This window comes from Aeromicrobium sp. P5_D10, assembly GCF_054049535.1.
On record NZ_JBFUME010000005.1, the window covers coordinates 216,021 to 240,248 of the forward strand.

Consider the following 24,228-nt stretch of genomic DNA (forward strand, 5'->3'; position numbering starts at 1 on the left):
GTCGACTCAGTAGACGCCGCACATGCCGTCGATCGAAACTTCTTCGATCAGCGACTCAGCGGACACGGGGGCTTCGTCGGTTTCGGTTTCAGCGGCGGGGTTCAGGTCGGTCATCGCGGTCTCCTCCGGATAGTGATGTAGCACTCACAATAATGGCACTCATGGCCAAAAAGAAAGACTTCGCCCAATAAAAGGAGAAGATCGATCCCCTGGTTGCTAGGATTCTTTGCTCATGGCCTCCCCACTTGCCTCACCCGGTCGCCCCGTCGCCACCTCCCACAGTGAGATCGAGCGCGCGGCCTTCGAGTTGTTCGCCGAGCGAGGCTTCGAGGGGACGACTTTGGAGGCGATCGCGGCCAAGGTCGGCGTCGGCCGTCGCACCCTGTTTCGTTACTACGACTCCAAGAACGACATCCCCTGGGGGGAGTTCGCCGCGAGCCTCGACGCCTTCCGCGGAATCCTGGCTGCCATGCCGACCGACATCCCCTTGGCCGATGCCGTGCATCGAGGCGTCCTGGCTTTCAACGATTTCGACAGCGCGACATTGCAGCTGCACCGCCAGCGCATGTCGCTGATCCTGACGACCCCGGCGCTCCAGGCGCATTCGGTTCACCAGTACGCCGAGTGGCGCGGCGTCATCTCGAACTACGTCGCGGCTCGGCTCGACACCCGGCCCGATGACATCGTGCCGCGGGTGGCTGGTCACGTGAGCCTCGCATTGGCCATCTCGGCGTACGAACAGTGGCTGCACGACGATGCAGCGGCGTTGCTGCCCCTCCTCGACAAGTCGATGGCGGCGCTGCGGGACTATCTGGCGCCATGACGGACGTATCGATCGGACGGGTCTACGACCAGATCCGCGTCCCCAGGTCGCGCCGTCCCACGAACTCCGACGGTGGTACGGACACCGCCCGGAGCGGTTCGATCAGTTCGTGGCGCGCTATGAACAAGAACTGGCCGAGGAGCCGGCAGCAGCCGCGCTGACCGAGATCGCCCAGCAGCTCGAACAGACGCCGGTCTGCCTGGTGACGGCATCGCGCGAGGTCGAACACAGCCATCTCCCGGTGCTGGCGCGTCTGCTGACCAGCGACAACGGCCGAACAGGCGCATGATTGACCACGAGTCACATGATGCAGGAGGGGCCATGACAGATTCCGTAATGATCGATCACCGGGTCGTCGTGATCGGCGCGGGGCTGACGGCCGCGAAGGCTGTCGAAGCGCTGAGGGATGAAGGCTTCGAGGGCGCCATCACGTTGATCGGCGATGAGGTCGAGCGGCCGTATGAACGTCCGCCCTTGTCGAAGGGCTATCTGCAGGGCAGCACCGCACTCGAAGACGTGTTCGTGCATTCGCCCGACTGGTATGCCGATCAGGCGATCGACACCCGATTCGGGCAGAAGGCCCTGTCGGTTGATCGCCGTGCGCATACCGTCACGCTCGACTCCGGGGAGGTCGTCGAATACCAGCAGCTGCTGTTCGCGACAGGAGCCACACCCCGCATGCTCGACCTGCCGGGGGCGGACGCTCCCGGCGTCTTCATGCTGCGCCGGCTCGCGGACAGCGATCGCATCCGCGCCGCGTTCACGACAGCTGAATCGCTGGTCGTCATCGGTGCCGGATGGATCGGGCTGGAGACAGCCGCGGCCGCCCGGGCCGCCGGCTTGGACGTCACAGTGCTCGAGGCCGAGCCCCTACCCCTGCAGCGTGTTCTCGGTGACGATATGGCCGGTTACTTCGCCGACCTGCATCGCCGCAACGGTGTCGATCTGCGTACCGATGTCGCGGTCACGGGCCTGGAGCTCACCGAAGGCCAGGTGTCAGCGGTCCGGCTCGGCGACACCTCGATCCCGGCCGACATGGTGATCATCGGGGTCGGTATCACGCCGAACGTCGAACTCGCCGAAGCTGCCGGATTGGCCGTCGACAACGGCATCCGGGTCGATGAACGACTGCAGACCAGCGATCCGACGGTATTCGCTGCCGGCGATGTCGCCAACGCCCACAACACCGCATGGGACATCTCACTGCGGGTCGAACACTGGGACAACGCGATCCGTCAGGGTCGTCTGGCCGCTAGATCGATGCGCGGTCACGACGTCGCCTATGACTGGCAGCCGTACTTCTACACCGACCAGTTCGACCTCGGCATGGAGTACGTCGGCCGAGGCTCCCCAGACGATGACGTGGTCGTCCGCGGTGACCGTGACACCGGAGAATTCATCGCCTTCTGGCTGCGCGAAGGCATCGTGACCGCCGCCATGAACGTCAACATCTGGGATGTCAACGACGATCTGCGCGCCCTCATCGGCTCGAAGGCGGATCCGAAACGTCTGGCCGACACCGCCATCCCCCTCGGCCCTACCTCAGCTTGACCGCGAACCGGCCCCAGGCGGGTCGCTCAGTCGTCGGTCTCCGGCCCGTCTTGAGACGAGAGATCCGTCGAAACAAGCTCGGCATCAACGTCCTCATTGCGATCCGCTTCTCGCAGTTTGGGAGGCGCGGCGGACCAAGGCTTGATGTGCTGCACCACTTCCCCGTAGAACGAGTCCAACGTGTCGAGCACCGAATCGATGAACGCACCTCTTCCGCGACCCCGCTTTGAACCGGCTGGAACAGAGAGTGCTATGCGGAAGGATCGGATATCACGTTTAGGGTCCGGGGCGAGGAGCCGCGGGTCCTCACGCACATCCGCCAGGAGCTCTGCCGAGCCTGCCCCTCGCGCTCGGGCAGCAAAGGACTCGACTCGAATGTCCGGACGTGCTTCCTTGAGTTGGCGAAGAACCCAATTGACGCGCGTCGTCTGACGACCTTCTTGCGGCGCGCCGACATCGACGTAACACGTGACGCGGTTACCTCGAAGGTCGGCGACGACGTTGACTGGTGCTACGGCGTTCGGAATGCGGATCGCGCCGGACATCTCCCCGGTTTGAACCAACGAGGAGACCAGCGATTGCACGCGAGAGGCCGGATTGGCAACCTCTTGACGCGTCAAGAGTGGGGTCACATCAGTGCCGAGGTGCTGCCCGAGCCGCAGACTCGCGTATCTGAGTAGTGCGTCGAAACGGGAGACGATCTCGGGGGCCGTCTTGTCATTCGCCCGCAGCGTTCCAGCCGCCACTGCCTCGCGAACCGCGACCCAGTTCGGTCCCATGTCGTCCAAGTCGAGCGCGCCCGATCGCTCATGCTCCAAGTATCGAATCAGCTCGCCGAGGATCCAGGCCTGCTCCGGATCGGAAACGCCTCGATGCTCTTTTTGCACGATCGCGGTTGCCAGCACATAGGACCAAGACCAATGGTGGATCGCAACCTTGCGCAGCTTTCGTTTGTCCACAACGGTCGGGTGCTGACCGGGAATCGGCGGGATCTCATTGCTGATCGTGATCAAGGCGTCGAAGGCATTAGTACGGGCGATGTCGAGGTAGTTTTCGAGTTGAGGCGCCTCGAGAACGTTCTTGCCTGTTTTCACCTCGACAAGTGCCGTCCACTCGCGCGCGCCTCGTTTCACGCGAATCAAACCGTCGGGGTAGACCCGTTGCTCGCCGAGCTCAAATGGCACCTCGATATAAGTGCCGACCTTGCCGGCAGAGGCCCCGACCCCCGCCAAGAGGGCTTTGCTGAAGTCAGGCACGATGCTGAGAACAGCGAGCAGCGCCGAAGTGGCTCGTCGCTCCTGTTCTGGAGCACCGCTGATGCCCGATGTTGGAATCAGTCGAGCCTGATGCCATGTTTCTTCGCTCACTATGCCCTCCGCGCTAGGTGTAACTGAACGTCACACTAGAGCGTCCTGGAGGCACAGAAGGCAGTTTCTCGATCTTCGCCGATCTCTGGGTGCCCGGAATCCATCTTCTCGTCACCCGAGACGGGCGTTGAGCCGCGCGGCCTGCCTCGTGAGGTGATCGCGCTCGGCCAGATTGGTCGAGTTGAGGGCCGCCTGGGCGTACAGCGCCGCGGCATTGGCCACATCGCCATCGCGCTCGTGGAGATAGGCAGCCACCGCGGCGTAGCGAGGCAGCGAGTCGTCGAGTTCTCTGAGCGCCGCCAACCCCGCAAGGGGACCGTCCGCCTCACCGACGGCCACGACCCGGTTGAGGCGGACGATGGGACTGCCGGTCAGGGCGACCAGCTCGTCGTACCACTCGACGATCTGCACCCAGTCGGTTTCTTCTGTGGACTGTGCGTCGGCGTGCAGCGCAGCGATCGCGGCCTGGACCTGGAACTCCCCCATCCGGTCGCGGGCCAGAGCGGCCTGCAAGATGCCGATGCCCTCGGCGATCAGAACGGTGTCCCACAGCCCTCGGTGCTGCTCCGCGAGCGGGATCAGGCTGCCATCGGCAGCCACACGTGCCGGGCGCCGCGCGTGGTGCAGCAGCATCAACGCAAGCAGCCCAGCCACTTCGGGATGGTCGATCACGCCGACGAGCTGCCGGGTGAGACGGATAGCCTCGGCGGCCAGGTCGACGTCGCCGGAGTATCCCTCGTTGAAAACCAGGTAGAGAACGCGCAGGACAGTCGACACGTCGCCGGACTGGTCGAATCTCACCTCCGACACGGTTCTTTTGGCTCGGGAGATGCGCTGCGCCATCGTCGCCTCCGGCACCAGGTACGCCTCGGCAATCTGCTTGGTCGTCAGACCCCCGACCGCTCGAAGCGTCAGGGCGACCGCCGATGACGGCGTCAACGACGGATGGGCGCACAGGAAGTACAACTGCAACGTGTCGTCACGACCCGAGACCGGCCCGGCAGCGGGTTCATCGTCAACCAGATCCTCGCGGCGGCGCCGAGCCGTGTCGGAGCGGTTCGCATCGATGAACCGACGCCAGGCGACCGTGACCAGCCAACCCTTCGGGTCGCGCGGCGGGTCTGCCGGCCAGACGCGGATCGCCTCGACCAGTGCATCCTGCACAGCGTCCTCGGCCGCCGCGAAGTCAGCTCCGCGGCGGACGAGGATGCCCAGCACACTCGGCGTGAGGCTCCGGATCAGGAGCTCGTCCATACGTCACTCCGTGATGGTCGGCGGCTCCGTCAGGAACGGGCGCAGCTCGAGCCACTCGTGGATCGGCTTGCCTCCCGCGCCCGGTGCTGCCGACAGTTCTCCGGCCAGCTCGACAGCACGATCGTGGTTGTCGACGTCGATGATCATCCAACCCGCGATCAGATCTTTGGTCTCGGCGAACGGCCCGTCGGTGACCGGTGGACGGCCCTCGCCGTCGTAGCGGACCCATGAACCCTCAGGTGCCAAAGCCTGACCGTCGACAAACTCGCCGCTCTTCTCGAGCCGGTCGGCAAAATCCTGCATGTACTGCACGTGATTCGAGATCTCGTCGGGCGTCCACTTGTCCATCGGCACGTTGTTCACCGCATCCGGGGCGCCGCGATAGTGCTTGAGCAACAGGTACTTGGCCATGATGATTCTCCTCAGTGCTGGTACGACCCATTCTGGTCGCGTTCACACCTGGGACGGAACCGGACGCGGGTTCTCGACATAGTTACCGAAGTCTTTTTGCGTAGAGCGACAGCGCTACGTTTGGCTACATGGAGACGACCGCTTCAAACTCTCTACTGACAGATCTTGGGATTATGAGTCCCGTGCTCGCAGCCCCCATGGCCGGCGGCGCATCGACACCTGAGTTCGTCATCGGGGCCGGACGCGCAGGGAACCTCGGTTTCCTCGCCGCGGGCTTCAAGGACGTCGAAGCTCTGGCAGGGCAGATCCAGACGGTGCGCGAAGCCGGCGTCCCGTTCGGCGTCAACCTGTTCGCACCGAACCCTGTCCCGATATCGGCGGCGGATTTCCGCGCGTACTCCCGCCTGATCCAGCCCGAAGCGGATGCCTATGGAATCTCGCTCGACGCGATCGGGCTGCGCGAGGACGACGATCTTTGGAACGAGAAGATCGCGATTCTCCTCGCCGATCCGGTGCCCGTCGTCAGCTTCACGTTCGGCATCCCATCACCGACCGTCATCGCTTCGTTGAAGAAGGCCGGGACCATGACTGTGCAGACTGTGACCTCCGCAGTCGAAGCGCAGCAAGCCGCCGAAGGCGGAGTGGACGTTCTCGCGGTCCAGGCATCTGCCGCGGGCGGCCATTCGGGAACCTTGACGCCCGACGCTATTCCGCCCTCGATCCCCCTGCTCGAACTGATCGGCCAGATCAGCGCAGCCGTGTCGCTACCCGTCATCGGTGCGGGCGGCATCAGTCGGCCAGAGCAGGTCACCGCGGCGATGGGCGCCGGCGCCGTGGCCGTCTCGGTCGGAACCGTCCTGCTCCGATCTGACGAGAGTGGCGCATCGCCCGTCCACAAGGCAGCGCTCGCCGATCCGGCCTCGACCACGACGGTCGTGACCCGCGCGTTCACGGGTCGTCCGGCCCGTGCCCTGCGCAATCGCTTCACCGACACATACTCCGACGTCGCTCCGAGCGGCTACCCGGCCGTGCACCACCTGACCGGGCCGATCCGCAAGGCCGCGACCGCATCGGGCGACGCCGAACGCGTGCATCTCTGGGCCGGGACTGGCTTCGCCGACGCCACCACCGGACCGGTCGGCCAGATACTGATGCGACTGGCTTCGCAGCTCTAGACCGCCATGTACGGGACCACCAAGGGGCCGCCCGTCACCGGATCGGCGATCACGACCGACTCGATCCCGAACACGTCGGAGACGGTCTGCGCTGTGACGACCTCCTCGGGCGGCCCCTCGGCGACCACTTGACCGCCCTTCATCGCGATCAGGTGTGTTGCATACCGGGCCGCATGATTCAGGTCATGAAGCACCGCGACCAGAGTGTGTCCGTCGGCATGAAGCCCGCGGAAGAGCTCCATGAGCTCGATCTGATGCGCGATGTCGAGGAAGGTGGTGGGTTCGTCGAGCAGCAGGAGCGGGGTCTGCTGCGCCAGGACCATCGCCACCCAGACGCGTTGACGTTGACCGCCGGAAAGTTCGTCGACCAGCCGCGACGACAGATCTGTCAGGTGCGTCGCCTCCAGCGCCTGCGCGACGGCGATCTCGTCCTGCTCCGACCATTGCTGCAGCAGCTTCTGGTGCGGATATCGTCCGCGACCGACCAGATCGGCCACCGAGATGCCGTCAGGCGAGATCGAGGTCTGCGGCAGCAGCCCGATACGGCGAGCCACTTCTTTGGCCCGATACTGCGAGATCTCCTTACCGTCCAGGAGAACAGATCCTGCCTGCGGTGGCAGGAGACGCGACAGAGCCCGCAGCAGGGTGGACTTGCCGCACGCGTTGGGTCCGATGATGACGGTGAACGAACCCGGCGGGATACTGACGCTGAGTTCTTCGGAGATGATGCGCTTGTCGTAGCCGATCGTCACCCGCTCGGCACGCAGATCAGTGGAGTCCGCGATGACGGATGGGGGTTCGGTCAAGGTGTGCACAACTGCACCTTCCAGGAGTTGGTCCATGTCTTATCGCCTCCGGTACTCGCCGATGAGGAGCCAGATCAGATAACTGCCGCCGATCGAGACGGTGATGATGCCGACCGGTAGCTGGATCCCGATCGAGATGACGTCCGCACCTGCCAGCAGCAGCGCGCCCACAACGCCTGCGGGGATCAGACCGACCCCGGGAGCACGAGTGATCCGGCGGGCGATCTGCGGAGCAGCAAGGGCGATGAAGGAAATAGGTCCGGCCGCCGCGGTCACCAAAGCGGTCAGCGCGACGCCGACCACGACCGCGGCCAATCGATACGGTTCGGTGCGCAGTCCCAGCGCCTTCGCGGCATCGTCGCCCATTTCGAGCTGACGCATGGCGGGTCCGAGCATCAAGGTCAGCGGCACGAGCAGGACGAGTATCCCGAACATGGGCCAGAACTGGTCGAAGCCGAGCCCGTTGAGCGAACCTGCACCCCATGCGGCCGCGACCATCGCATCCGGCAGATCGGCCTTGAGCATCAGATAGGAATTGACCGAACCGAGGACCGCGCTGACGCCGATACCCATGATGATCAGCCGGAAGCCCTCCACGCCGCCGCGGTAGGACAGTCCGTAGACGAGCGCCGCGGTCAGGATTCCGCCGATCAGCGCACCCGCGGCGATATCGCGATAGCCCACACTCCCGGCGACGAGCATGACGAACAGCGCTCCGGTGTAGGAACCGGCCGAGAAGCCGATGATGTCGGGGCTGCCCAAGGGGTTGCGGGTCAACGATTGGAAGAGGGCACCGCTCATTCCGAGGGCGATGCCGCAGAACACCGCGAACAGCAGACGCGGCAGTCGCCATTCGACGACCAGCATCTGCGTTCGGTGGTCGCCGCGTCCGACCAGGGCGGAGAAGACATCGCGGATCGGGGTGGCCGACGCCCCCGTCGACAGGGTGTAGATCCCGACCGCGACGACCAAGCCGATGATGACAAGGCCGACGACGGTCGCACGACGGTCGAATCGCAACGAGATCGCGGGGTTCCGTCGGCGCAGTACCCACTGAGGACGGCCGTTGTCGACAACCTTGGGCGCCGTCACAGTCCGCTCACCGACTGACGCCGTGCCAAGAGGATCAGGATCGGGGCGCCGACGACGGCGGTGACGAGTCCGACCCGCAATTCCCCACCGGGCAGGATGACGCGTCCGAGGATGTCAGCGGCCAGGAGCAGGATCGGCGCGACGACCAGCGTGTAGGCGAAGATCCAGCGTTGATCGGGGCCCACGAACCAGCGCACGATGTGCGGCACCATCAGACCCACGAATCCGATCGGACCCGCAAGGGCCGTCGCACCACCGGCGAGCAGCGTGACGGCCAGGACGACGAGCACCCGGGTGCTCGCGACGCTGGCACCCAGCGACCGTCCGACGTCATCGCCCATCGCGAGGGCGTTGAGGGGTTTGGCCACCGCGAAGGCCAGCACGACACCCACCAGCAGGATCGGGCTGATCACCGCGATGATGTCCCACGAGCGTCCGCCGATCGAACCTGCACCCCAGAACCTCATGCTGTCGAACGCAGAAGGATTCTTCAGGCTGATGCCCGATGCGATACCCCCGAGAACAGCGCTCATCGCGACACCGGCCAGCGTCATGCGCACCGGAGTGGCCCCGCCTCTGCCGACCGATCCGATCAGGTAGACCAACACTGTCACGACGGCCGCGCCGAGCAGCGCGAACCACACGTACGCGCCGACCGACGTCAGACCGAGGACCCCGACAGCGAGAGTCACGAAGAATCCCGCTCCCGCGTTGACGCCGAGGATCCCGGGATCGGCGAGCGGATTGCGGGTGAATGCCTGGATGAGCGCACCCGAGAGACCGAGCGCCGGACCGACCACCAGCCCCACGACAGTGCGGGGTATCCGCAGCTCCCAGATGATGAGGTGCTCGGTCGACCCGTCAGAGCCGCCCAGCGCACCCAACACTGTGCCGACCGAGAGTCCTCGGGCACCGATCATGATGCTCGCGATCGCGGTGAGCGCTAGGACGCCCACCGCGATCAGGAGCCCGAATGTCCGCGTTCTGCGTGTCTTGACCAGACCGCGCCGCGCCTCCGAGCCTGCCTGCTGCGGAGGCCGGACGGCCTCCGCCCGGATGCTCATGGACGCGCGATGACTTCCGTCAGCTGCGGCACGAGCTCATCGATGGCCCACGGCATGCTGAGCACGCTGACGTGCATTGTCGCGGAGGTGAGCCGATCATCTGTGAACCACAGATCCTTGCCCTTCTTGATGGGCTCCCATGCGGCGAACAGTGGGTTGTTGACGCTGCGGTCGATATCGGCCTGCTCGCCGGCCCAGCCGATGTAGATGTCGGCATTGACGGTGTCGAGCTCTTCAAGGCTCACTCCGAAGGTGAAGGAACCACTCTTGTCCTTCTTCGCTCCTGCCAGCACGTCGGGGGCAATCGTCAGACCGAGATCCTCGACGAACTTGACCCGCGGATCGGCCGGGCTGTAGATCGCCGTTTGGGTCTCGCCGTCACGCATGTACGTCCCGAAGATGAAGCTCACGTCTTTGAACTCGGGGTTGTCGACCGCGACCTGCGCTGCCTTGGCCTCGGCCTCCGTGATGAGTTCGGCGGCACGTGCCGGACGCCCGAGTGCCTGGCCGACGCTCGTCGTCATGTTCTGCCACGAGCTGGGCTGCCAGGGCTTGTAGTCAAACGGCACCGTCGGTGCGATCTCGCTCAGGCGTTCGTACTCCTCTTTGGAGAATCCGGAGTACGGCGCCAAGATCACGTCGGGCGCCAGATCGAGGATGTGCTCGAAGTCCACTTCACCTGTCTCGGAGAAGAACACATCGGTCTTGGGCGGGGTGTCGGTCAGGGCGTCCAAGGCTTTGCGGGTCCAGGGCAGATAGCCCTCCTTGTCACCGCCGAAGTCCTGGGCGGCGATCGAGGTCGGCACGACTCCCAGCGCGAGCGCCGTGTCGGTGGACTCCGCGTCCATCGTCAGGATCCTCTGGGGTTCGGACTTGATCGTCGTCTCGCCGAACGCATGTTTGATCGTCGCGGGGAAGGCGCCCTTCTCCGACTTGTTCGCCGACGTCGCCGCGCCGTCTGAATCGCTGGCCGAACCTTGCGAGCACGCACCGAGCGCGACCATCGCAACGAGCACTAATGCCGTGACTCCGCGCTTTCGTTCATGTGTCCGAAGGTGTGGAAGGCGCGTGCGGAACATGAGACTCCTGTTTCAACAAAGGGAAGGATTACCTAACATCCAACCTATGGTCCGCCACCGCTGCTGTGCGGACAGCCGATATCGCATTTAGGACACTCAGGCACTGGCGCGAAGATCCCCGGGCGTGCATCCGACGACGGTTCGAAAAGCGGCCACGAACGCGCTCGTGGTGCCGTAACCGACCCGGCGGGCCACCGCGCTCACGCTCATTCCGTCCGCGAGCAACCCGAGAGCCGAGCGCATTCGCACGAGTCGGCGCCATTGCGCGAAACTCATCGCCAATTCAGCGGAAAAGGCCCGGGTGATGGTGCGCGAACTGAGGTTGAGCCTGCTGGCCCACTGCTCGAGCGAACGGTCGTCCGACGGATCCGCCAGCACGCTGTCGACCAACGCGCGCATCCGCGGATCGCGCGGGATCGGCACATCGATGTCGAAGGTCTCGGCCAGCGTCAGCATGTCGATACACACCTGCTGGGCGCGAAGTCTCTCGTCACGGGGCATCCCGGTTCTCGCCAAATGCACCAAGAGTTGCTGCACAGCTGTGTTGACCTTCACGGCCACCGGCTGGGTCCAACCACGGGTCCAGGTCTCGGGCGTGAAGAAGGTCGCCCGGAATGCGACGTTCCCCTCCACGCTGCCCTCGTGCACCACCCCGCGGGGAATCCACAGCCCCATCCCCGGGGGCACGGTCCACAGGCGGTCGTCGACGAACATCGTGACCAAGCCTCGCTCGGACCAGATCAGTTCATGTTCCTCATGACTGTGCGGCAGCCATCGCGTCATCTCAACCGGCTCGTACACACCTGTCGTGAGCAGGAACGACGCCGGCACCGCCCGCGGACCGGTCAGGTCATAGGCCAGATGCGTCGGATCAGCCACAAGCGTCACAACACGACCTCCAGTTCTGTAAGGCTTACCTTAGTTTGCGGAAGTCGGAGGTTGCTTATCGGGTCGCCGTCCACCTGTGTCCCAAACCCGATACAAGTTGTCTACTGACGTCCTTTCCGCCTGGCTGGGCACTCCTTAGGCTCCCTGGCATGTCCTCTGCCGAACGTGACCGCCCTAGCGCCGGGCATAGCGTCCCGACGACTCCTGGGCAGGCGCTGCTGCACGCCTCATTCCGCGAGGGCCGGGGGCGCAGGCTCGGCGTCGCCGCCGGGTCACGGATACTCCATCAGATCGCCGAAGCGCTCGTGCCGGTGGCGATCGGGGTGACGGTCGATCACGCCATCGCTCCGCACGATGCGAGCGCTCTGGTGTGGTGCCTGGCCGGAATCACGGCCCTCTTCGTGGTCCTCACGACCAGCTGGCGAATGGGAACCAGACTCAGTACCAGTGTGTTCAGCCATGGCGAGCACTCCTTGCGACAGCTGTTGGCCGCCAAGGTCCTGCATCCGCTGCACAGCGGTACCGGCCGTGGTCCTGGACGGGTGCTGAGCATCTCCACATCCGACACCCGGCACACCGCAGGCCTTTCATGGGTCATCATCGAACAACTCAGTGCATTCGCAGCTCTGCTGACCGCCACGGTCTCCCTGCTGCTGATCTCGTGGCCACTCGGAGTCACCGTCGTCGTGGCGACGGCGGCATTCATGGCCGCGATGCACCTCATCACGACCCCGCTGGAGCGACGTGCCCTACATCAGCAGGCCTCGGCCGCCGAGGCGTCCCACGTCGCAGCAGATCTGATCGCCGGGCTCCGGGTGCTCAAAGGCGTCGGCGCGGTCGACATCGCCTCGACCCGATACCACCGCGTCAGTCGTTCGTCGGTGGACGCCTCGATGTCGATGGTCAGGGCCAGGGCGTTGTTCAACGGCGTCTCACTGGGACTCTCCGGTGCGTTCGTGGCCGCCATCGCCTGGCTTTCCTCGTCGATGGCCGCCCACGGCACGATCAGTGTCGGTCAGCTCATCACGGTGGTCGGGCTCGCGCAGTTCATCAAGGATCCGATGACGGCTCTCGCCTTCCTCAGCGCCGAAGTGCGCGAGAAGCGAGCAGTGGCCGGTCGCCTCGCAGGGCTCCTGGCCGAGGACAACGACCTCGACCAGGGCGCCGAGGAACAGGCGTCGATGCAGCTCGACGGCGATGGTGATCGCCTGGTCACGATCCTCACGCAGACAAACGACGGCCAGTCGATCTCCTTGGACGTCGAGACTGGTCGCGTCGTGGGAATCGTGGCCGGTCCGAGCGCGGCTCGCCACCTCGTCGAGCTGCTCGCCTACCGTCGCCCACTGGCTCGTGGAGAGCTGACGGTGCGGGGACGCGATGCGCTCGACCTCGGACCTGAACAGCTCGCCCGCCAGGTCTTCGTGTCCGATCACGGCGCTGCGGTCTTCTCGACCAGCGTCCGTGCCAATCTCGCCACAGACTCGGTGGACAAGGCACTCGTCCGCGCCTCAGCACTCGACGAGGTCCTCGAACACCTTCCGCACGGCCTCGACTCGACGATCGGCGAGCACGGCCGAACCCTGTCAGGTGGACAGCGCCAACGTCTACTGCTCGGCCGGGCACTGCATCAGCAGCAGGAGTTCCTGGTGTTGCACGAACCGACTTCTGCGGTCGACTCGGTCACCGAGTCGCGCATCGCCGAGTCCCTGGGCCGACTACAAGGACGCACGATGCTGCTGATCACGACGAGTCCTGCTTTGTTGAACATCTGTCATGACGTCATCGACCTCGACAGCGACACGGCAAACCTCAGCCACCTGACGGGAACAACCAGTGCCTGAGAACCAGATCGCCGATCGACCCGCCACCCACAGCCTGCCCGTCGCGGACACCAGGACGACCTGGCGTCATGCACGGCGCGTCTTCGGCCGCAACAGAACACTGCTCGGGCTCACGGTCGCGACCTTGCTCGCGGGATCGGCAGCCGGGCTCGCGGTTCCGGCTCTCCTGGGGTGGATGGTCGATGTCGTCGACCGCGGCCAAGCGGCCAGCACCCTGGCGTGGGGTGCCGCCGCACTGCTCGCAGCTGCCCTTCTCTCGGCTCTCCTCAGCGGCGCGAGCACAGTCGCCATGGCGCACATCGGCCAGTACGGACTCGCCGACCTTCGTGAAGAGGTCTTCGCGACCGCGACGGCTCAACCGTCCGAGACCTTGGAGCGCGCTGGATCGGGCGATCTCCTGTCACGGGTCTCGCACGACGTCGAAGTCGTCAACGAGGCGATCGGGTCGATCCTGCCGACGTTCGTCTCGGCGGCGTTCACGATCGCGCTGACCATGGTGGGCCTGGGCGCGATCGACCCCCGCTTCGCCCTCGTGGCCCTGTTGACCACGCCCATCCACTGGTTCGCACTCCGCCGGTTCTTGCGTGCCTCGGGACCGCTGTACCGCGAAGTCCGAGTCGCTGAATCGGACCGCGGACAGCATCTCCTCGAAGCCACCGCAGGCGCCGACACCGTACGCGCGCTAGGCCACACAAGTCAGCACATCACGCGCATCGGCCGTTCTTCGATCAAGGCGATCGGCCTCGTGCTGTCGACCGTCGTGGTCCGGACCCGCTTCCAAGGACGGCTCAACATCGCCGAGCTGATCGGACTGTGCTCGATCCTCGGAGTCGGCTACTGGCTGGTCGGAAATGACACCGTCACCGTCGGCGCGGCTACCGCAGCTGCGCTGTTCTTCCACCGGCTGTTCGGACCCATCGGCGTGGTCCTCATGAACGTCGACGACCTTCAGCTGGCCGGTGCCGGGCTCGCACGACTCGTCGGCATCATCGACGGTGCGGCCGCACGTGACGACAACCGAGCAGCCGCTCCAGACGCGAGCGAATCCCGGACCGGCATCGTGTTGAACGGCATCAGCGCCGGATACCTGCCCGGTGAGAACGTGCTGTCAGGGCTGGACCTGCACATCCGCGAAGGCGAGCACGTGACACTCGTGGGTGCGAGCGGAGCAGGCAAGACGACGCTGGCCCGCGTCATCGCCGGCAGTCTCGAACCCACCGCCGGAACTGTGAGGTGGAACGGAGCGCTCTACGGTTCGAGTCACGGCACACCGGGACTCGGTCGCAGCAGTGTGCTCATCAGCCAGGACGTGCATGTCTTCTCCGGCACGATCGCCGACAACCTTCGTCTCGTAGCTCCTGAGGCCAGCGATCAGACATTGCACGACGCGCTCTCGATCGCCGGCGCCGAGTGGATCGCCACACTTCCTGACGGACTCGCGACGCCAGTAGGTAATGGCGGCCTCGGTCTCACCGGCGACCGCGCCCAGCACCTCGCGCTGGTGCGGGCCCTTCTCACGGACGTGCCCGTCGTCGTCCTGGATGAAGCGACCGCCGAAGACGGTTCGATGTCGTCACATGTACTCGAGCGAGCAGCGCTGAGCGTCGCACGTGGCCGCACCGCGGTGACGGTCGCCCATCGGTTGAGCCAGGCTGCTCGCGGCGACCGGATCCTCGTCATGGAGCGGGGTGTCGTGATCGAGGACGGTCCGCACGATGAGTTGCTCGCCCGCGGCGGGCACTACGCGGAACTCTGGCGGGCTTGGTCGGGACATCGCGCTGGCGAGGTCGACGGCTAGACGTCAGTCGAGAAAGGCGGTTGCCGCGCGTGTCCCGTCGGAGACCACCTGGATGACTCGTGCCCAAGTTTCGGCAGGAATCCGCTCGTCCACCAGCTCCTCGACAGTCCGGGTTGCCGCAACAATCTCCGCAATCATCTGACGACCCATCGCGATGTCCATACGGAAGTAGTCCACCGTGTCCAACAACGCTGCAAGTCGACCGTCAGCCACCTCGTCGTTGATGGCCGTGACAAATGGGACCCACGACCGCACATCAGTATTGATGTCGTAAGCCGGCGAGAGACGCCACCCACCCGGCCCACCGATAAATGCATGGTTGCGCATGTGGTCATCGGTGTTCCGCACGATCGCCCCGAAAGCGACCCTGCGCCACAGCTGATGCAGGTCCTTGGTGGGCTGAGCCGACCATTCAGCCAGAACATCGGCGAGGTCCAAGTAGTCATACACGCCGGCCCGCGACGGTCCGACCGCGTGCTCCAACAGGCTGAGCGCCGACAAGTACCCGAAACGGCGACTCCCATCGCGATCAAACCGCTTGGTCAAAAGCATCGGCTCCAGACCATGACGCTCCAGCCTCGTCTCGCTCATCTCTACACCGGCACGTCGCGCAAGCTGCGCCACTACGAATTCAGCCGACTCCGTCTGAATCTCATCACCTCGACGAGCGAACTTCGCGATCCACAGCTCCGAGTTGTCGCTCACGACGACCTTCGGACGCGCACCCCCGGTGCCGGCACCCGCAGCCGCCAGCTCTCGTAGCGGCGGCGCGCTTCCGTCCTCGGCCTCACGTGCCGCCTTTTGCAGTGCAGGAAGGTCCATCAGGACCGGCACTGGCGACGCCGACGTCATCCACCGACCATCGCCACTGCGGTACCGCAAAGCTCCCTGCCGCGCATCGTCACGAACACCGAGCAAGTAGTCCGACTCGCTCAGAGGCCTGCCCTTCGCGGATCGCGCAAGCAGGCCGCGTCCCCACTCATCAGGCGCAGAGTCTCGCATCGCACCGAACAACGACCCGGCACGAACAAACGGCGCACCACTCAACGACAGCTCCGGATCGATCGGAAATGCCCCGGGTCGACTCAGCCACGAGGAGTCGTACTGAAACCGCACAGTCGGACGGATACCGTCCCCAACCGTAAGCTGACCAACCAACTCCTGATCGAAGTAGACCTCGACGTCACTCATACGACGCTCCTACGCACTCTCTGCGGAAGCGCCCGACTGGCTTGCGCCCGACCAAGATCGGTCTCATACGGATCCGTCTCTCGAATCACAGACTCCAGCTGGCCGAGGATGAGCAGAACGCGTGCGACCGTCTCGAACGAGACTCCTGGGTTGCCCGACTCGATGCGGCGCAACGCGGGAGCAGAGATGCCAGCTCGGTCTGCAAGCTCTTCAGCCGTCAAATTCAAGAGCTTGCGCCACGTACGCACGTTTTCACCGAGCCGCGCCGAAGCGGCAGACACGCGTCGAGGGGTGCGAGTGCGCATCAAGGATCCTAACCAAACGTTGACGTCTGACTATAGTATATAATCAGATGTCAACGTCCTCTCAATTCAAAGGGCATGACGAGTACATCGTCGCGGAGTTCCTTCATATGAGGCCAAACTCACCCCGAACACCACCCACAGAGGTCTCACCGCACCTAGTCTGAGTAGCAACTCCCCCACTCCCGGACGTTGAGCATGTCTGACTCCCTTCTCCTGATCACGCTGATCGCTGGCACGACGCCATTGATCTGCGTCGGCATATGGTCCTGGACCCGTGACCGCACGTCGTTCGTCGGCCGGGTTCTGCTGTTCGGGATCGCGTCCTGCACGCTCTGGGCGATCGGACTCACCCTGCTCGTCGAGTCTGGTGACTCCTTCGCGTTCCGGGTGGTCTGGCTTCCATCGGTGACCCTGACCGCAGCTGCGATCTACATGCTGGCCAAAGTCGCGAACGACCCCACCTGGCGTCCGAGCCGCTGGCTGTTGATCGCCATCGCCGCGGAGACCTCGACGTTCTCGATCCTGACCGTGACGAACGACCAGCACCATCTGGTGTCCAAAAGCCTCACGAGCACCCACATCGAGTACGCCTGGGGGTTCGGATTCCACGTCTTGTTCTGCTTCGTGCTCCTCGGCAGTACTGCGATGGAGATGAGTCGTCGGACATCTGATCCCTCGCCCTGGATGCGCCGCTTCGCCGCGCTGGTCATCTTCCTGGTGATCGCGACCTGCACGGTCCAGGTCCTGCAGATCCGGGTGAGCCAGGCATTCGCGGCGATCGCCCTGATCGCCTACGCCTTCGCGGCCCATCGCGGCGGTCTGGGGCATCGCGATCCGGATCTGGCCCAGGCCTTCGATCCGAACGACCACGTGACAGGGGTGCTGAGCAGACGTTCGATCGAGCAGCGCCTCTCCCAGCTCGTGAGCCACCGTCCCGACCTATGTCATGTCTTCGTCATCGACATCGACCGGTTCAAAGGGGTCAATGACAACTTCGGTCACCTGGTGGGCGACCACGTGCTGGCCACGGTTGCCCAACGGCTACGCGAACACGATCCGCGGCTGATGCTCGGCCGGTGGGGCGGTGATGAGTTCGTCGGCCTCCTGCGCGGAATCGCGCCCGCTGACGTGGCACAGATCGCCGTCGACCTCGAAACTTCATGTGCGGCATCGCCCATCGCGATCTCCGACAACAGACACGTCGCGATCTCTGTCAGCATCGGGACCGCGGCCTGCCACGGAGACGACTGGCATGCTTGGGTCGCCGAGGCCGATGCGCAGATGTACGCACGCAAGGACCGCGGCCGCGACGACATCACGTGGTCTGACCGGCGTCATTGACCTCTGGGGTGAACGACGCACCGGACGGTCAGCCGCCGAACTCGGCACGCCCCTGCATGGCCGAGGTACCCAGGTCGCTCTTCGGCAGCTCGGTGCCTGCTCGGGCGGCCTCGACCCACGAGTCGGTGGTCGCGACCGCGGCGAAGTTGGAGTTCAGGAGAACCATCAAGGTGTGGTGGAGTTGCTCAGCCGAGACGCTCCCGGCCTCGTTCGACAAGTGGATGGCACCGGAAGCGTCGGACAGGACTTCCGCGCCGATACCCCGGCTTTCCGCGTCGACGGCCGTCGCGATGTCGCAGTTGTTCGTCATGTAACCCACGATCGTGATCGTGTCGACGTGATTCTCGGCCAGCCACTGCCCTACGCCGTCTCCGGTGAACGCACTCCCATAGACCTTCGACGCCAGCTTGAACTCGGGCTTCATCCGCCGCTCGATCTCCGGGTGCAGCGACCAACTGGGCGAGTTGACCGCGAACACGGGTGCCCCCTCCGGCATTTCGTGCTGCAGCACGACCACCGGCAGGTCGAGCTCGACCGCGACGTCGATGGCTCGCGTGACATTGATCAAGGTCGCGTCGCGTGGCGGGTACTGGATCTGCAGGATGCCGTCGAAGTACTCATTCTGGACGTCGACGACGATGAGGGCGCGGCGCTTGGCTTTCACGGTGATCTCCTTGAAGGGGGGCCTCCCATACTGTCCTCCTCACGGCACTAACGTGAGTGGCACAAATGCCGACTTTCGATGGTTTCAAGACAAACGATGAAGATTGCGATCCACGCCTTCGACCAGATGAGTTTGTTCCATCTGTCAGTCCCGACGACCGTCTTCAACGAGGTGAGACGCCTTGGTCTCGACCCGTCTTGGCAGACCTTCGTGTGGAGTTCCGAGGCTCGGGTCACAACGGCCGAGGGCGTGACCCTCGACGACCTCCAGAGTCCGGATGCCGCGCGCGATGCCGATCTTCTGGTCTTCCCGTCATGGCATGCCGATCTACGTCCGGCCGACCGGGACGTGTCGACGGCCATCGACGACGCTGCTCGGCGAGGCGCACGCCTGGCCGGCCTGTGCCTGGGAGCCTTTCCGCTGGCCGGTTCAAGCCTGCTCGACGGGCGAGCAGTCGTCACCCATTGGGGCGCGGCCGAGCAGATGTCGACCCTTCATCCCGCCGTGCACGTCAACGCCGACGCGATCTATGTGGACCACGGCGACATGTTGACGTCTGCCGGGACTGCCTCTGCGATCGATGCCTGCCTGTACATCGTCCGCCGGGAACTCGGTTCGGACGCCGCATCGACACTGGCCAGGCACCTCGTCGTCGCCCCGCACAGAGACGGCGGCCAGGCGCAGTACATCTCGCGGCCCATGCCGGAGGCTGACGGTGTCGGTCAGCTCGGCGACACGATCGAGTGGGTTCTCGGAAACCTGGATCAGCCGATCACGGTCGACGCCATGGCGACCCACGCCCGCATGAGCAAGCGCAACTTCACGCGACGCTTCACCGAGGCCACCGGCTCGAGCCCGGCTCGGTGGCTGATGACCCAGCGCCTCGACGAGTCCCGCCGGCTGCTGGAGCGCTCGACCCTCTCGATCGACACGGTCGCCATGCGCAGCGGTTTCGCCAGCAGTGTGACGTTCCGTCAACGGTTCGGCGATGCCTACGGCACGACTCCCACGTCGTACCGTCGCCGATTCGCGGTGGAAACTGACCACTCAGCTGCTGGCCAGTGACGACCGGCGTCAATCGACGTCGGGGACGATATCGCCCGCATCGTCCCTGAGCGGCTCGTCCGGCGAATCGTCCGGCGTCGGCTCGTCGGTCGGGGGCGCTGGCTTGGTCCCCGGCTGCACCAACGTGTTGGGGTCTGGGAAGTCCGGTTCGGGTGGTGTCTGCGTCATGAGAGCTCCTCGGCATTCACGTGAGGGCGAGCCTGTACCCGCGCCTGGTTTGCACGTACCCACTCGTCGCGTTCCTCAGTCACCAAGACCTCGCTACGCCCGTTCCGGCATCAGGGATTCGAGACGAGCTGGCGTCCGACTAGCCGTTGGTTGAGAGTCGGCGGTGAGTCGCGGCGCGCTCCCTAGGGGCGCACCGCGACCAGCGCCGCCAGGGCCGCATCGAAAGGCGCCGGGGCCTCAAGCGCCGCCGTGCCATGACGCAACAAGGCGATTCGACCATCGGTGTCCGAATCAACGAACAGCGCGAACTTCCACAGCGCGATGCACTCTCTGCCCACGATCTGTGTCTGCTCCCGCACCTCGGCGGAACCGCGCAATCCGACCTGGGGGCCGAATCCGCCCAAGTCGGCCAGAGGCTGAATCAGATCGCTGGCGTACACCACGCGACCATTGCCCCTGCCGCGCCGCGACCCGCCTGTACCGAAGCACCCCACGAACAGATGTGCCCCCACCTCGGCAACATCGGCCGCCAGGACGGCCCTCAAGCCGTCGAATATCGGGAGTGTCTGAGCCACAACAAAACCCTAGCGCGACGCAGGTACGGCTGGGAGACGAACCCATTTGACTTCGCCGATCATATCTATAAAGTTAGATGTGTTCGGGTCGGCGAGGGACGGGGTGTGTTCGATGGATGCATTGGCGATCTTCAAGGCGCTGTCCAACCCCACCCGCCTGCAGATCATGGAGTGGCTGGCGCATCCGGCGAAGTACTTCGACGAGGATTCGTACACACAGCAGGAACTCGGTTTCCATATCGGAGTCTGCGTTGGCGATATTCAACTGCGGTCCGGACTAGCACAGTCGGTGATCTCCGGATACCTGCAGGGCATGAAGGATGCAGGCCTGCTCGAGTCCGAACGCATCGGGAAGTGGACGTACTACCGGCGGAACGAATCCGCGATCGCTGAGTTTCGGGAATTCGTTCGCGAAAGACTGTGACGGTCAGGACTTTCCCCGAGGATGTCTTTTTTTCATCAATCATATCTACATATCTAGATATCTATCTGATATGCCTCCTGTGCGGGGCGACGAGGAGTGTGTTGTGAAGTCGAAATTGTTGATTCCCGTTCTGGCCTTGGGTGTATTCGGGATCATCACCACGGAGATGGGGATCATCGGAGTCCTGCCTCAGGTCAGCGAGAAGTTCGCAATCACCGCCTCCGATGCAGGATGGCTGGTCGCCGTGTTCGCGCTTGTCGTGGCGCTGACCGGTCCGTTCACGACACTTTTCACTTCGGGGATCAAAAGGAAGACCGTGCTGCTGGTGGCGATCGCAGTCTTCGCGGTTTCCAATCTGGTGTATGCGAGCACATCGAGTTTCGAGGTGATGTTCGCGTTCCGGATCATCCCCGCCGTGGTCCATCCGGTCTTCTTCGCCGTCGCGCTCGCGAGTGCGGTTCGTCTGGTGCCTCCGGAGCAAGCGACTGCTGCGGTCACCAAGGTATTTGCCGGCGTCACAGTGGGATTCGCCTTCGGCGTGCCGTTGACGTCCTACTTGGCCGAGCACTTCTCGGTGTCGACGGCATTCGCTTTCGGTGCCGTGGTCAACGTTCTTGCGTTCTTCGGGATCCTGGTACTTCTACCTTCGACGCCCGTGACACAGCGGACGTCGTACGGCGCACAGGTCGGGATACTCCGCCGCCCACACGTGTGGTTGACGATTCTTTCCGTCACGTTTGTCTTTGCCGCAATGTTCTCGGTCTACGGATACTTCGCCGAATACCTCGGCGAAGTCACCAGAATGAGCGGGTCGTGGATCAGCGCGATGCTCTTGGCTTTCGGCGTCGTGATGATCTTCGGAAACTTCACCTTCGGGGCGATGCTCGGCAAGAGCATGGTACGAACCGTACTGGCTTTCCCATTGCTGTACATCGTGATGTACGTGCTGCTCTATCTGGCGGGTCCGCACTTCGCCGCGATGACTGTTGCCGTGCTTCTTTGGGGCATCGTGCATTCCGGTGGACTGGTCGTCTCGCAAAGCTGGATGGGACGAGATTCAGCCGATGCACCCGAGTTCGGCAACAGCCTTTTCATTTCATTCTCGAATCTGGGGATCACGCTCGGAACAGCGACCGGAGGTCTGCTTCTCTCACACCTGGGGACACGCCAATTGGTCTGGGCCGGAGCACTGTTCGCCGCGCTCGCGCTGGCGTCGGTGATGGCGCGGGTGTCGCTCGGGCGGACTCGCCGAGAGAACCGAGTGAGAGTTCCGGCATAGGCTCCGGCCGCGAGTCAGGTCAACCCCAAGTCACGAAGCCATTGCAGCTGCTCAACGACGTTGAAGCCCTCTCCTCCTTCGTGCCCGTTGAATCGCCATATACGCATTTCTCGTTCGCCTGCGTGATGGTTGTAGGCCGCGAAGACTGTGGACGGCGGGCAGACCCGGTCGTTCAGCGCCACCGAGTACCGGGTCCGCGTCTGCGAGCGCTTCGCAAAATTGACACCGTCAAAATATGAGAGCGTGCCGAATACCCGGTCATCGTGATCGCGATGCGTTGCAAGGTAGTTGTTGATCTCCAGATACGGACCGGACTCGGCCATGTCGACCCCGCGCTCCCACTGAGTCATGAACGGGACATCCACAAAAGCACCAGCGAGGTCGTCCCGTAGAGCGGATACCGCAAGGGCGATGCCGCCCCCCTGGCTCACCCCATGGACCACAACCGCGGACTCTGCCATGCCTGGGAAGGCTCTTGCGCAGTCAACCGCACGCACGGCATCGACGAGCAGGCGTCGATAGTAATAGTGGTCCTCATTCAGGATTCCGTTCGTCACGAAGCCCGGTACTTGCGGATTGCGACCAGGCGCCCCGTCAGCGGTCGCGCCAGGAAGGTCTTCTGAACCCTGCCCGCGGGTGTCCATCACCATGACCGCCCACCCAGCTCCCGCGAACGGCAACCACTGATGGGGAAATCCACGCCCGCTGCCGTACCCGATATAGGAGACCACCAGAGGTCGGGGTCCATCCGACGGACGCGAAGGCAGGATCAGCCAGCCTTTGATCGCGTTGCCATCCCAACCGGCGAATTGGACGTCGAAGACCTCGAATTCACTGAGCCCTGAGTCGAAGGGTTCGAAAACCGAATTCAGCGGATGACGTGCGGCTTCTTGCAGCGAACGATTCCAAAACGCGTCGAAATCATGCGGCTCGCTGACGGCAGGATGGTACGAAGTGAGCTCGTCAATTGTCATGTCGAACGGCATGTGAACTCCAGATCAGTTCGTAGGGGCGGGGATCGACCAACTGCTACTCGACGCTGCTGAACTCGACGAGTACCTTGCCGGCGAGCGCGCCGGAATCGGCGAGATCGGCGAACGCTTGGGGCCCTTCCGCCGCAGGCACTCGTTTTCCGATCAGCGTGGACAGGCCGGCCGGATTGCTCGACACCCATTCGGCGGCCTCGCGGAACTCGGCTGCCGAGTACGAGAAGGCGCCGACGACGCTCCGCTCTGCCGTGGTGATGGAATAGGCCGAGACCGACAACTCCGGACTCCCCATTCCGACAAGGACGATCACGCTTCCGGGCGATGACGCGGTGAGGGCATCGTTGAGGCTCGACGAGGTGCCGACTGCATCGACCACGCCGTCAGCCAGACGTCCGAACTCTCGGATGGCCGCGTCGACGATCGACTCCTCGGAAGGATCGAACGTTGCGAGCCCAACCTCCTGGCAAATCGCTCGGCGCTCGGGCGAAGGCTCACTGACGAGGACATTCGCATCACGCCTGGCGGCCGCGAGCGCAACAGCCTGACCGACCGGTCCGCCTCCGATGACGAGGACGGCTTGGGCATCTCCCAATTTGTTCGCCGCATGAACCCCGACCGCACAAGGCTCAACCAAGGCTCCCAGCGCAGGGTCGATCAACCCTCCGAGCGAGACGACATTGCCGGCGGGAGCGACCACGTACTCAGCGAATGCGGCCGATACGGTCGGATCGACGCCGATGACATATTTTGCGTCGCAAGCGTTTTCCTCACCCGCTTCGCACTTGACGCATGATCCGCACGAAACGACCGGATTGATCGTCACGAGCTGACCGACCTCGATGCGCCCCTCTGTCGAATCCCCCTTCTCGGTCACGATGCCCACAGTCTCGTGGCCCATCACCTGGCCGGGGTGACGCCGCCCGTTTGCTCCCGTGTACCCATGTAGATCAGATCCGCAGATTCCAGTGGCGACAACGCGAACAAGTACGTCGCCGTCGGCGCAGGCCGGCACTGCGCGATCCTCAACCTTCATGGAACCGAACTCCTGTAGTACGAGCGCCTTCATTGAGTCTCCTGG

Annotated in this window: 26 protein-coding genes; 10 read left to right on the forward strand and 16 right to left on the reverse strand. The window is 64.1% G+C overall.

Annotated elements, in window-relative coordinates:
- Positions 1–6: 6 nt before the first annotated feature.
- Positions 7–114 carry a mycofactocin precursor MftA gene (gene mftA, locus ACXJKC_RS11430; protein ID WP_456696840.1) on the reverse strand — a complete coding sequence of 36 codons (108 nt, stop codon included), beginning with the start codon at positions 112–114 and terminating at the stop codon, positions 7–9.
- Positions 115–232: 118 nt separating this feature from the next.
- Here mftA and mftR point away from each other — a divergent pair, with 118 nt between their 5' ends.
- The 3 genes from mftR to ACXJKC_RS11445 are packed head-to-tail and all read left to right on the forward strand — an operon-like array spanning position 233 to position 2,374.
- Positions 233–823: a mycofactocin system transcriptional regulator gene (mftR, locus tag ACXJKC_RS11435; protein ID WP_456696841.1), complete on the forward strand. Its 591-nt coding sequence runs from the start codon at positions 233–235 to the stop codon at positions 821–823.
- The gene (locus tag ACXJKC_RS11440) at positions 756–1,112 is read left to right on the forward strand and encodes a DUF488 family protein, N3 subclade (protein ID WP_456696842.1); all 357 of its coding nucleotides are present in this window, start codon (positions 756–758) and stop codon (positions 1,110–1,112) included. The genes mftR and ACXJKC_RS11440 overlap by 68 nt, the downstream gene beginning before the upstream one ends.
- A 32-nt stretch (positions 1,113–1,144) precedes the next feature.
- The gene (locus ACXJKC_RS11445) at positions 1,145–2,374 is read left to right on the forward strand and encodes an NAD(P)/FAD-dependent oxidoreductase (protein ID WP_456696843.1); all 1,230 of its coding nucleotides are present in this window, start codon (positions 1,145–1,147) and stop codon (positions 2,372–2,374) included.
- 26 nt (positions 2,375–2,400) lie between these two features.
- Here the strand turns inward: ACXJKC_RS11445 and ACXJKC_RS11450 are convergent, their stop codons facing one another.
- The 3 genes from ACXJKC_RS11450 to ACXJKC_RS11460 all read right to left on the reverse strand — a co-directional run bounded on the left by ACXJKC_RS11450 (position 2,401) and on the right by ACXJKC_RS11460 (position 5,406).
- Positions 2,401–3,741 (reverse strand): hypothetical protein, encoded by a 1,341-nt coding sequence (locus tag ACXJKC_RS11450; RefSeq protein ID WP_456696844.1) that lies wholly within the window; start codon positions 3,739–3,741, stop codon positions 2,401–2,403.
- Between the two features lie 111 nt (positions 3,742–3,852).
- Positions 3,853–4,995, reverse strand: coding sequence for an RNA polymerase sigma factor (locus ACXJKC_RS11455; protein WP_456696845.1), 1,143 nt, complete (start codon positions 4,993–4,995; stop codon positions 3,853–3,855).
- 3 nt (positions 4,996–4,998) lie between these two features.
- Positions 4,999–5,406 (reverse strand): YciI family protein, encoded by a 408-nt coding sequence (locus ACXJKC_RS11460; RefSeq protein ID WP_456696846.1) that lies wholly within the window; start codon positions 5,404–5,406, stop codon positions 4,999–5,001.
- Positions 5,407–5,579: 173 nt separating this feature from the next.
- Here ACXJKC_RS11460 and ACXJKC_RS11465 point away from each other — a divergent pair, with 173 nt between their 5' ends.
- Positions 5,580–6,581: an NAD(P)H-dependent flavin oxidoreductase gene (locus ACXJKC_RS11465; protein ID WP_456696847.1), complete on the forward strand. Its 1,002-nt coding sequence runs from the start codon at positions 5,580–5,582 to the stop codon at positions 6,579–6,581.
- Here the strand turns inward: ACXJKC_RS11465 and ACXJKC_RS11470 are convergent.
- From ACXJKC_RS11470 to ACXJKC_RS11490, 5 genes are all read right to left on the reverse strand, one after another.
- Positions 6,578–7,423 carry an ABC transporter ATP-binding protein gene (locus ACXJKC_RS11470; RefSeq protein ID WP_456696848.1) on the reverse strand — a complete coding sequence of 282 codons (846 nt, stop codon included), beginning with the start codon at positions 7,421–7,423 and terminating at the stop codon, positions 6,578–6,580. The two genes, ACXJKC_RS11465 and ACXJKC_RS11470, sit on opposite strands and share 4 nt — an antisense overlap.
- A gap of 3 nt (positions 7,424–7,426) precedes the next feature.
- The gene (locus ACXJKC_RS11475; RefSeq protein ID WP_456696849.1) at positions 7,427–8,479 is read right to left on the reverse strand and encodes a FecCD family ABC transporter permease; all 1,053 of its coding nucleotides are present in this window, start codon (positions 8,477–8,479) and stop codon (positions 7,427–7,429) included.
- Complete coding sequence (locus ACXJKC_RS11480; RefSeq protein WP_456696850.1) at positions 8,476–9,543, reverse strand: FecCD family ABC transporter permease; 1,068 nt, start codon at positions 9,541–9,543, stop codon at positions 8,476–8,478. Before ACXJKC_RS11480 ends, ACXJKC_RS11475 begins: the two co-directional genes overlap by 4 nt.
- A complete protein-coding gene (locus ACXJKC_RS11485; RefSeq protein ID WP_456696851.1) occupies positions 9,540–10,622 on the reverse strand; it encodes an ABC transporter substrate-binding protein in 1,083 nt (360 codons plus the stop codon). Before ACXJKC_RS11485 ends, ACXJKC_RS11480 begins: the two co-directional genes overlap by 4 nt.
- 96 nt (positions 10,623–10,718) lie before the next feature.
- The gene (locus ACXJKC_RS11490) at positions 10,719–11,510 is read right to left on the reverse strand and encodes a helix-turn-helix domain-containing protein (protein WP_456696852.1); all 792 of its coding nucleotides are present in this window, start codon (positions 11,508–11,510) and stop codon (positions 10,719–10,721) included.
- Between the two features lie 149 nt (positions 11,511–11,659).
- Between ACXJKC_RS11490 and ACXJKC_RS11495 the strand changes: the two genes are divergently transcribed.
- On the forward strand, positions 11,660–13,351 hold the full coding sequence (locus tag ACXJKC_RS11495; protein WP_456696853.1) for an ABC transporter transmembrane domain-containing protein: 1,692 nt from the start codon (positions 11,660–11,662) through the stop codon (positions 13,349–13,351).
- Positions 13,344–15,149 (forward strand): ABC transporter ATP-binding protein, encoded by a 1,806-nt coding sequence (locus ACXJKC_RS11500; protein WP_456696854.1) that lies wholly within the window; start codon positions 13,344–13,346, stop codon positions 15,147–15,149. Before ACXJKC_RS11495 ends, ACXJKC_RS11500 begins: the two co-directional genes overlap by 8 nt.
- Before the next feature lie 3 nt (positions 15,150–15,152).
- Here ACXJKC_RS11500 and ACXJKC_RS11505 read toward each other — a convergent pair whose 3' ends face one another.
- Both ACXJKC_RS11505 and ACXJKC_RS11510 read right to left on the reverse strand, forming a co-directional pair.
- A complete protein-coding gene (locus tag ACXJKC_RS11505) occupies positions 15,153–16,340 on the reverse strand; it encodes a type II toxin-antitoxin system HipA family toxin (RefSeq protein WP_456696855.1) in 1,188 nt (395 codons plus the stop codon).
- Positions 16,337–16,645 (reverse strand): helix-turn-helix domain-containing protein, encoded by a 309-nt coding sequence (locus ACXJKC_RS11510; RefSeq protein WP_456696856.1) that lies wholly within the window; start codon positions 16,643–16,645, stop codon positions 16,337–16,339. The genes ACXJKC_RS11505 and ACXJKC_RS11510 overlap by 4 nt, the downstream gene beginning before the upstream one ends.
- Positions 16,646–16,840: 195 nt before the next feature.
- Here ACXJKC_RS11510 and ACXJKC_RS11515 point away from each other — a divergent pair, with 195 nt between their 5' ends.
- Positions 16,841–17,986, forward strand: a complete 1,146-nt coding sequence (locus ACXJKC_RS11515; RefSeq protein ID WP_456696857.1) for a diguanylate cyclase — start codon at positions 16,841–16,843, stop codon at positions 17,984–17,986.
- Positions 17,987–18,014: 28 nt separating this feature from the next.
- Here the strand turns inward: ACXJKC_RS11515 and ACXJKC_RS11520 are convergent, their stop codons facing one another.
- Positions 18,015–18,650, reverse strand: a complete 636-nt coding sequence (locus ACXJKC_RS11520) for an isochorismatase family protein (RefSeq protein WP_456696858.1) — start codon at positions 18,648–18,650, stop codon at positions 18,015–18,017.
- A 96-nt stretch (positions 18,651–18,746) separates the two neighbouring features.
- On the opposite strand from ACXJKC_RS11520, the gene ACXJKC_RS11525 reads away from it, so the two are divergent.
- Positions 18,747–19,715: a GlxA family transcriptional regulator gene (locus ACXJKC_RS11525; protein WP_456696859.1), complete on the forward strand. Its 969-nt coding sequence runs from the start codon at positions 18,747–18,749 to the stop codon at positions 19,713–19,715.
- Between the two features lie 9 nt (positions 19,716–19,724).
- On the opposite strand, the gene ACXJKC_RS11530 is transcribed toward ACXJKC_RS11525, so the two are convergent.
- On the reverse strand, positions 19,725–19,883 hold the full coding sequence (locus ACXJKC_RS11530) for a hypothetical protein (RefSeq protein ID WP_456696860.1): 159 nt from the start codon (positions 19,881–19,883) through the stop codon (positions 19,725–19,727).
- Positions 19,884–20,065: 182 nt separating this feature from the next.
- Positions 20,066–20,458, reverse strand: coding sequence for a hypothetical protein (locus ACXJKC_RS11535; protein WP_456696861.1), 393 nt, complete (start codon positions 20,456–20,458; stop codon positions 20,066–20,068).
- Between the two features lie 112 nt (positions 20,459–20,570).
- Here ACXJKC_RS11535 and ACXJKC_RS11540 point away from each other — a divergent pair, with 112 nt between their 5' ends.
- Together ACXJKC_RS11540 and ACXJKC_RS11545 are read left to right on the forward strand one after the other, a co-directional pair.
- On the forward strand, positions 20,571–20,882 hold the full coding sequence (locus ACXJKC_RS11540) for an ArsR/SmtB family transcription factor (protein ID WP_456696862.1): 312 nt from the start codon (positions 20,571–20,573) through the stop codon (positions 20,880–20,882).
- A 103-nt stretch (positions 20,883–20,985) separates the two neighbouring features.
- Positions 20,986–22,161 (forward strand): MFS transporter, encoded by a 1,176-nt coding sequence (locus ACXJKC_RS11545; RefSeq protein WP_456696863.1) that lies wholly within the window; start codon positions 20,986–20,988, stop codon positions 22,159–22,161.
- 14 nt (positions 22,162–22,175) lie between these two features.
- On the opposite strand, the gene ACXJKC_RS11550 is transcribed toward ACXJKC_RS11545, so the two are convergent.
- Both ACXJKC_RS11550 and ACXJKC_RS11555 read right to left on the reverse strand, forming a co-directional pair.
- Positions 22,176–23,147: an acetylxylan esterase gene (locus ACXJKC_RS11550; RefSeq protein ID WP_456696864.1), complete on the reverse strand. Its 972-nt coding sequence runs from the start codon at positions 23,145–23,147 to the stop codon at positions 22,176–22,178.
- 43 nt (positions 23,148–23,190) lie between these two features.
- Complete coding sequence (locus ACXJKC_RS11555) at positions 23,191–24,216, reverse strand: zinc-dependent alcohol dehydrogenase (protein WP_456696865.1); 1,026 nt, start codon at positions 24,214–24,216, stop codon at positions 23,191–23,193.
- Positions 24,217–24,228 lie beyond the last annotated feature (12 nt).

Coding starts and splice junctions, on each gene's coding strand:
- mftA (WP_456696840.1), bottom strand. CDS start 114: ATGACCGACCTGAACCCCGCCGCTGAAACCGAAACCGACGAAGCCCCC.
- mftR (WP_456696841.1), top strand. CDS start 233: ATGGCCTCCCCACTTGCCTCACCCGGTCGCCCCGTCGCCACCTCCCAC.
- ACXJKC_RS11440 (WP_456696842.1), top strand. CDS start 756: ATGCAGCGGCGTTGCTGCCCCTCCTCGACAAGTCGATGGCGGCGCTGC.
- ACXJKC_RS11445 (WP_456696843.1), top strand. CDS start 1,145: ATGACAGATTCCGTAATGATCGATCACCGGGTCGTCGTGATCGGCGCG.
- ACXJKC_RS11455 (WP_456696845.1), bottom strand. CDS start 4,995: ATGGACGAGCTCCTGATCCGGAGCCTCACGCCGAGTGTGCTGGGCATC.
- ACXJKC_RS11460 (WP_456696846.1), bottom strand. CDS start 5,406: ATGGCCAAGTACCTGTTGCTCAAGCACTATCGCGGCGCCCCGGATGCG.
- ACXJKC_RS11465 (WP_456696847.1), top strand. CDS start 5,580: ATGAGTCCCGTGCTCGCAGCCCCCATGGCCGGCGGCGCATCGACACCT.
- ACXJKC_RS11470 (WP_456696848.1), bottom strand. CDS start 7,423: ATGGACCAACTCCTGGAAGGTGCAGTTGTGCACACCTTGACCGAACCC.
- ACXJKC_RS11480 (WP_456696850.1), bottom strand. CDS start 9,543: ATGAGCATCCGGGCGGAGGCCGTCCGGCCTCCGCAGCAGGCAGGCTCG.
- ACXJKC_RS11485 (WP_456696851.1), bottom strand. CDS start 10,622: ATGTTCCGCACGCGCCTTCCACACCTTCGGACACATGAACGAAAGCGC.
- ACXJKC_RS11495 (WP_456696853.1), top strand. CDS start 11,660: ATGTCCTCTGCCGAACGTGACCGCCCTAGCGCCGGGCATAGCGTCCCG.
- ACXJKC_RS11505 (WP_456696855.1), bottom strand. CDS start 16,340: ATGAGTGACGTCGAGGTCTACTTCGATCAGGAGTTGGTTGGTCAGCTT.
- ACXJKC_RS11510 (WP_456696856.1), bottom strand. CDS start 16,645: ATGCGCACTCGCACCCCTCGACGCGTGTCTGCCGCTTCGGCGCGGCTC.
- ACXJKC_RS11515 (WP_456696857.1), top strand. CDS start 16,841: ATGTCTGACTCCCTTCTCCTGATCACGCTGATCGCTGGCACGACGCCA.
- ACXJKC_RS11525 (WP_456696859.1), top strand. CDS start 18,747: ATGAAGATTGCGATCCACGCCTTCGACCAGATGAGTTTGTTCCATCTG.
- ACXJKC_RS11530 (WP_456696860.1), bottom strand. CDS start 19,883: ATGACGCAGACACCACCCGAACCGGACTTCCCAGACCCCAACACGTTG.
- ACXJKC_RS11540 (WP_456696862.1), top strand. CDS start 20,571: ATGGATGCATTGGCGATCTTCAAGGCGCTGTCCAACCCCACCCGCCTG.
- ACXJKC_RS11550 (WP_456696864.1), bottom strand. CDS start 23,147: ATGCCGTTCGACATGACAATTGACGAGCTCACTTCGTACCATCCTGCC.
- ACXJKC_RS11555 (WP_456696865.1), bottom strand. CDS start 24,216: ATGAAGGCGCTCGTACTACAGGAGTTCGGTTCCATGAAGGTTGAGGAT.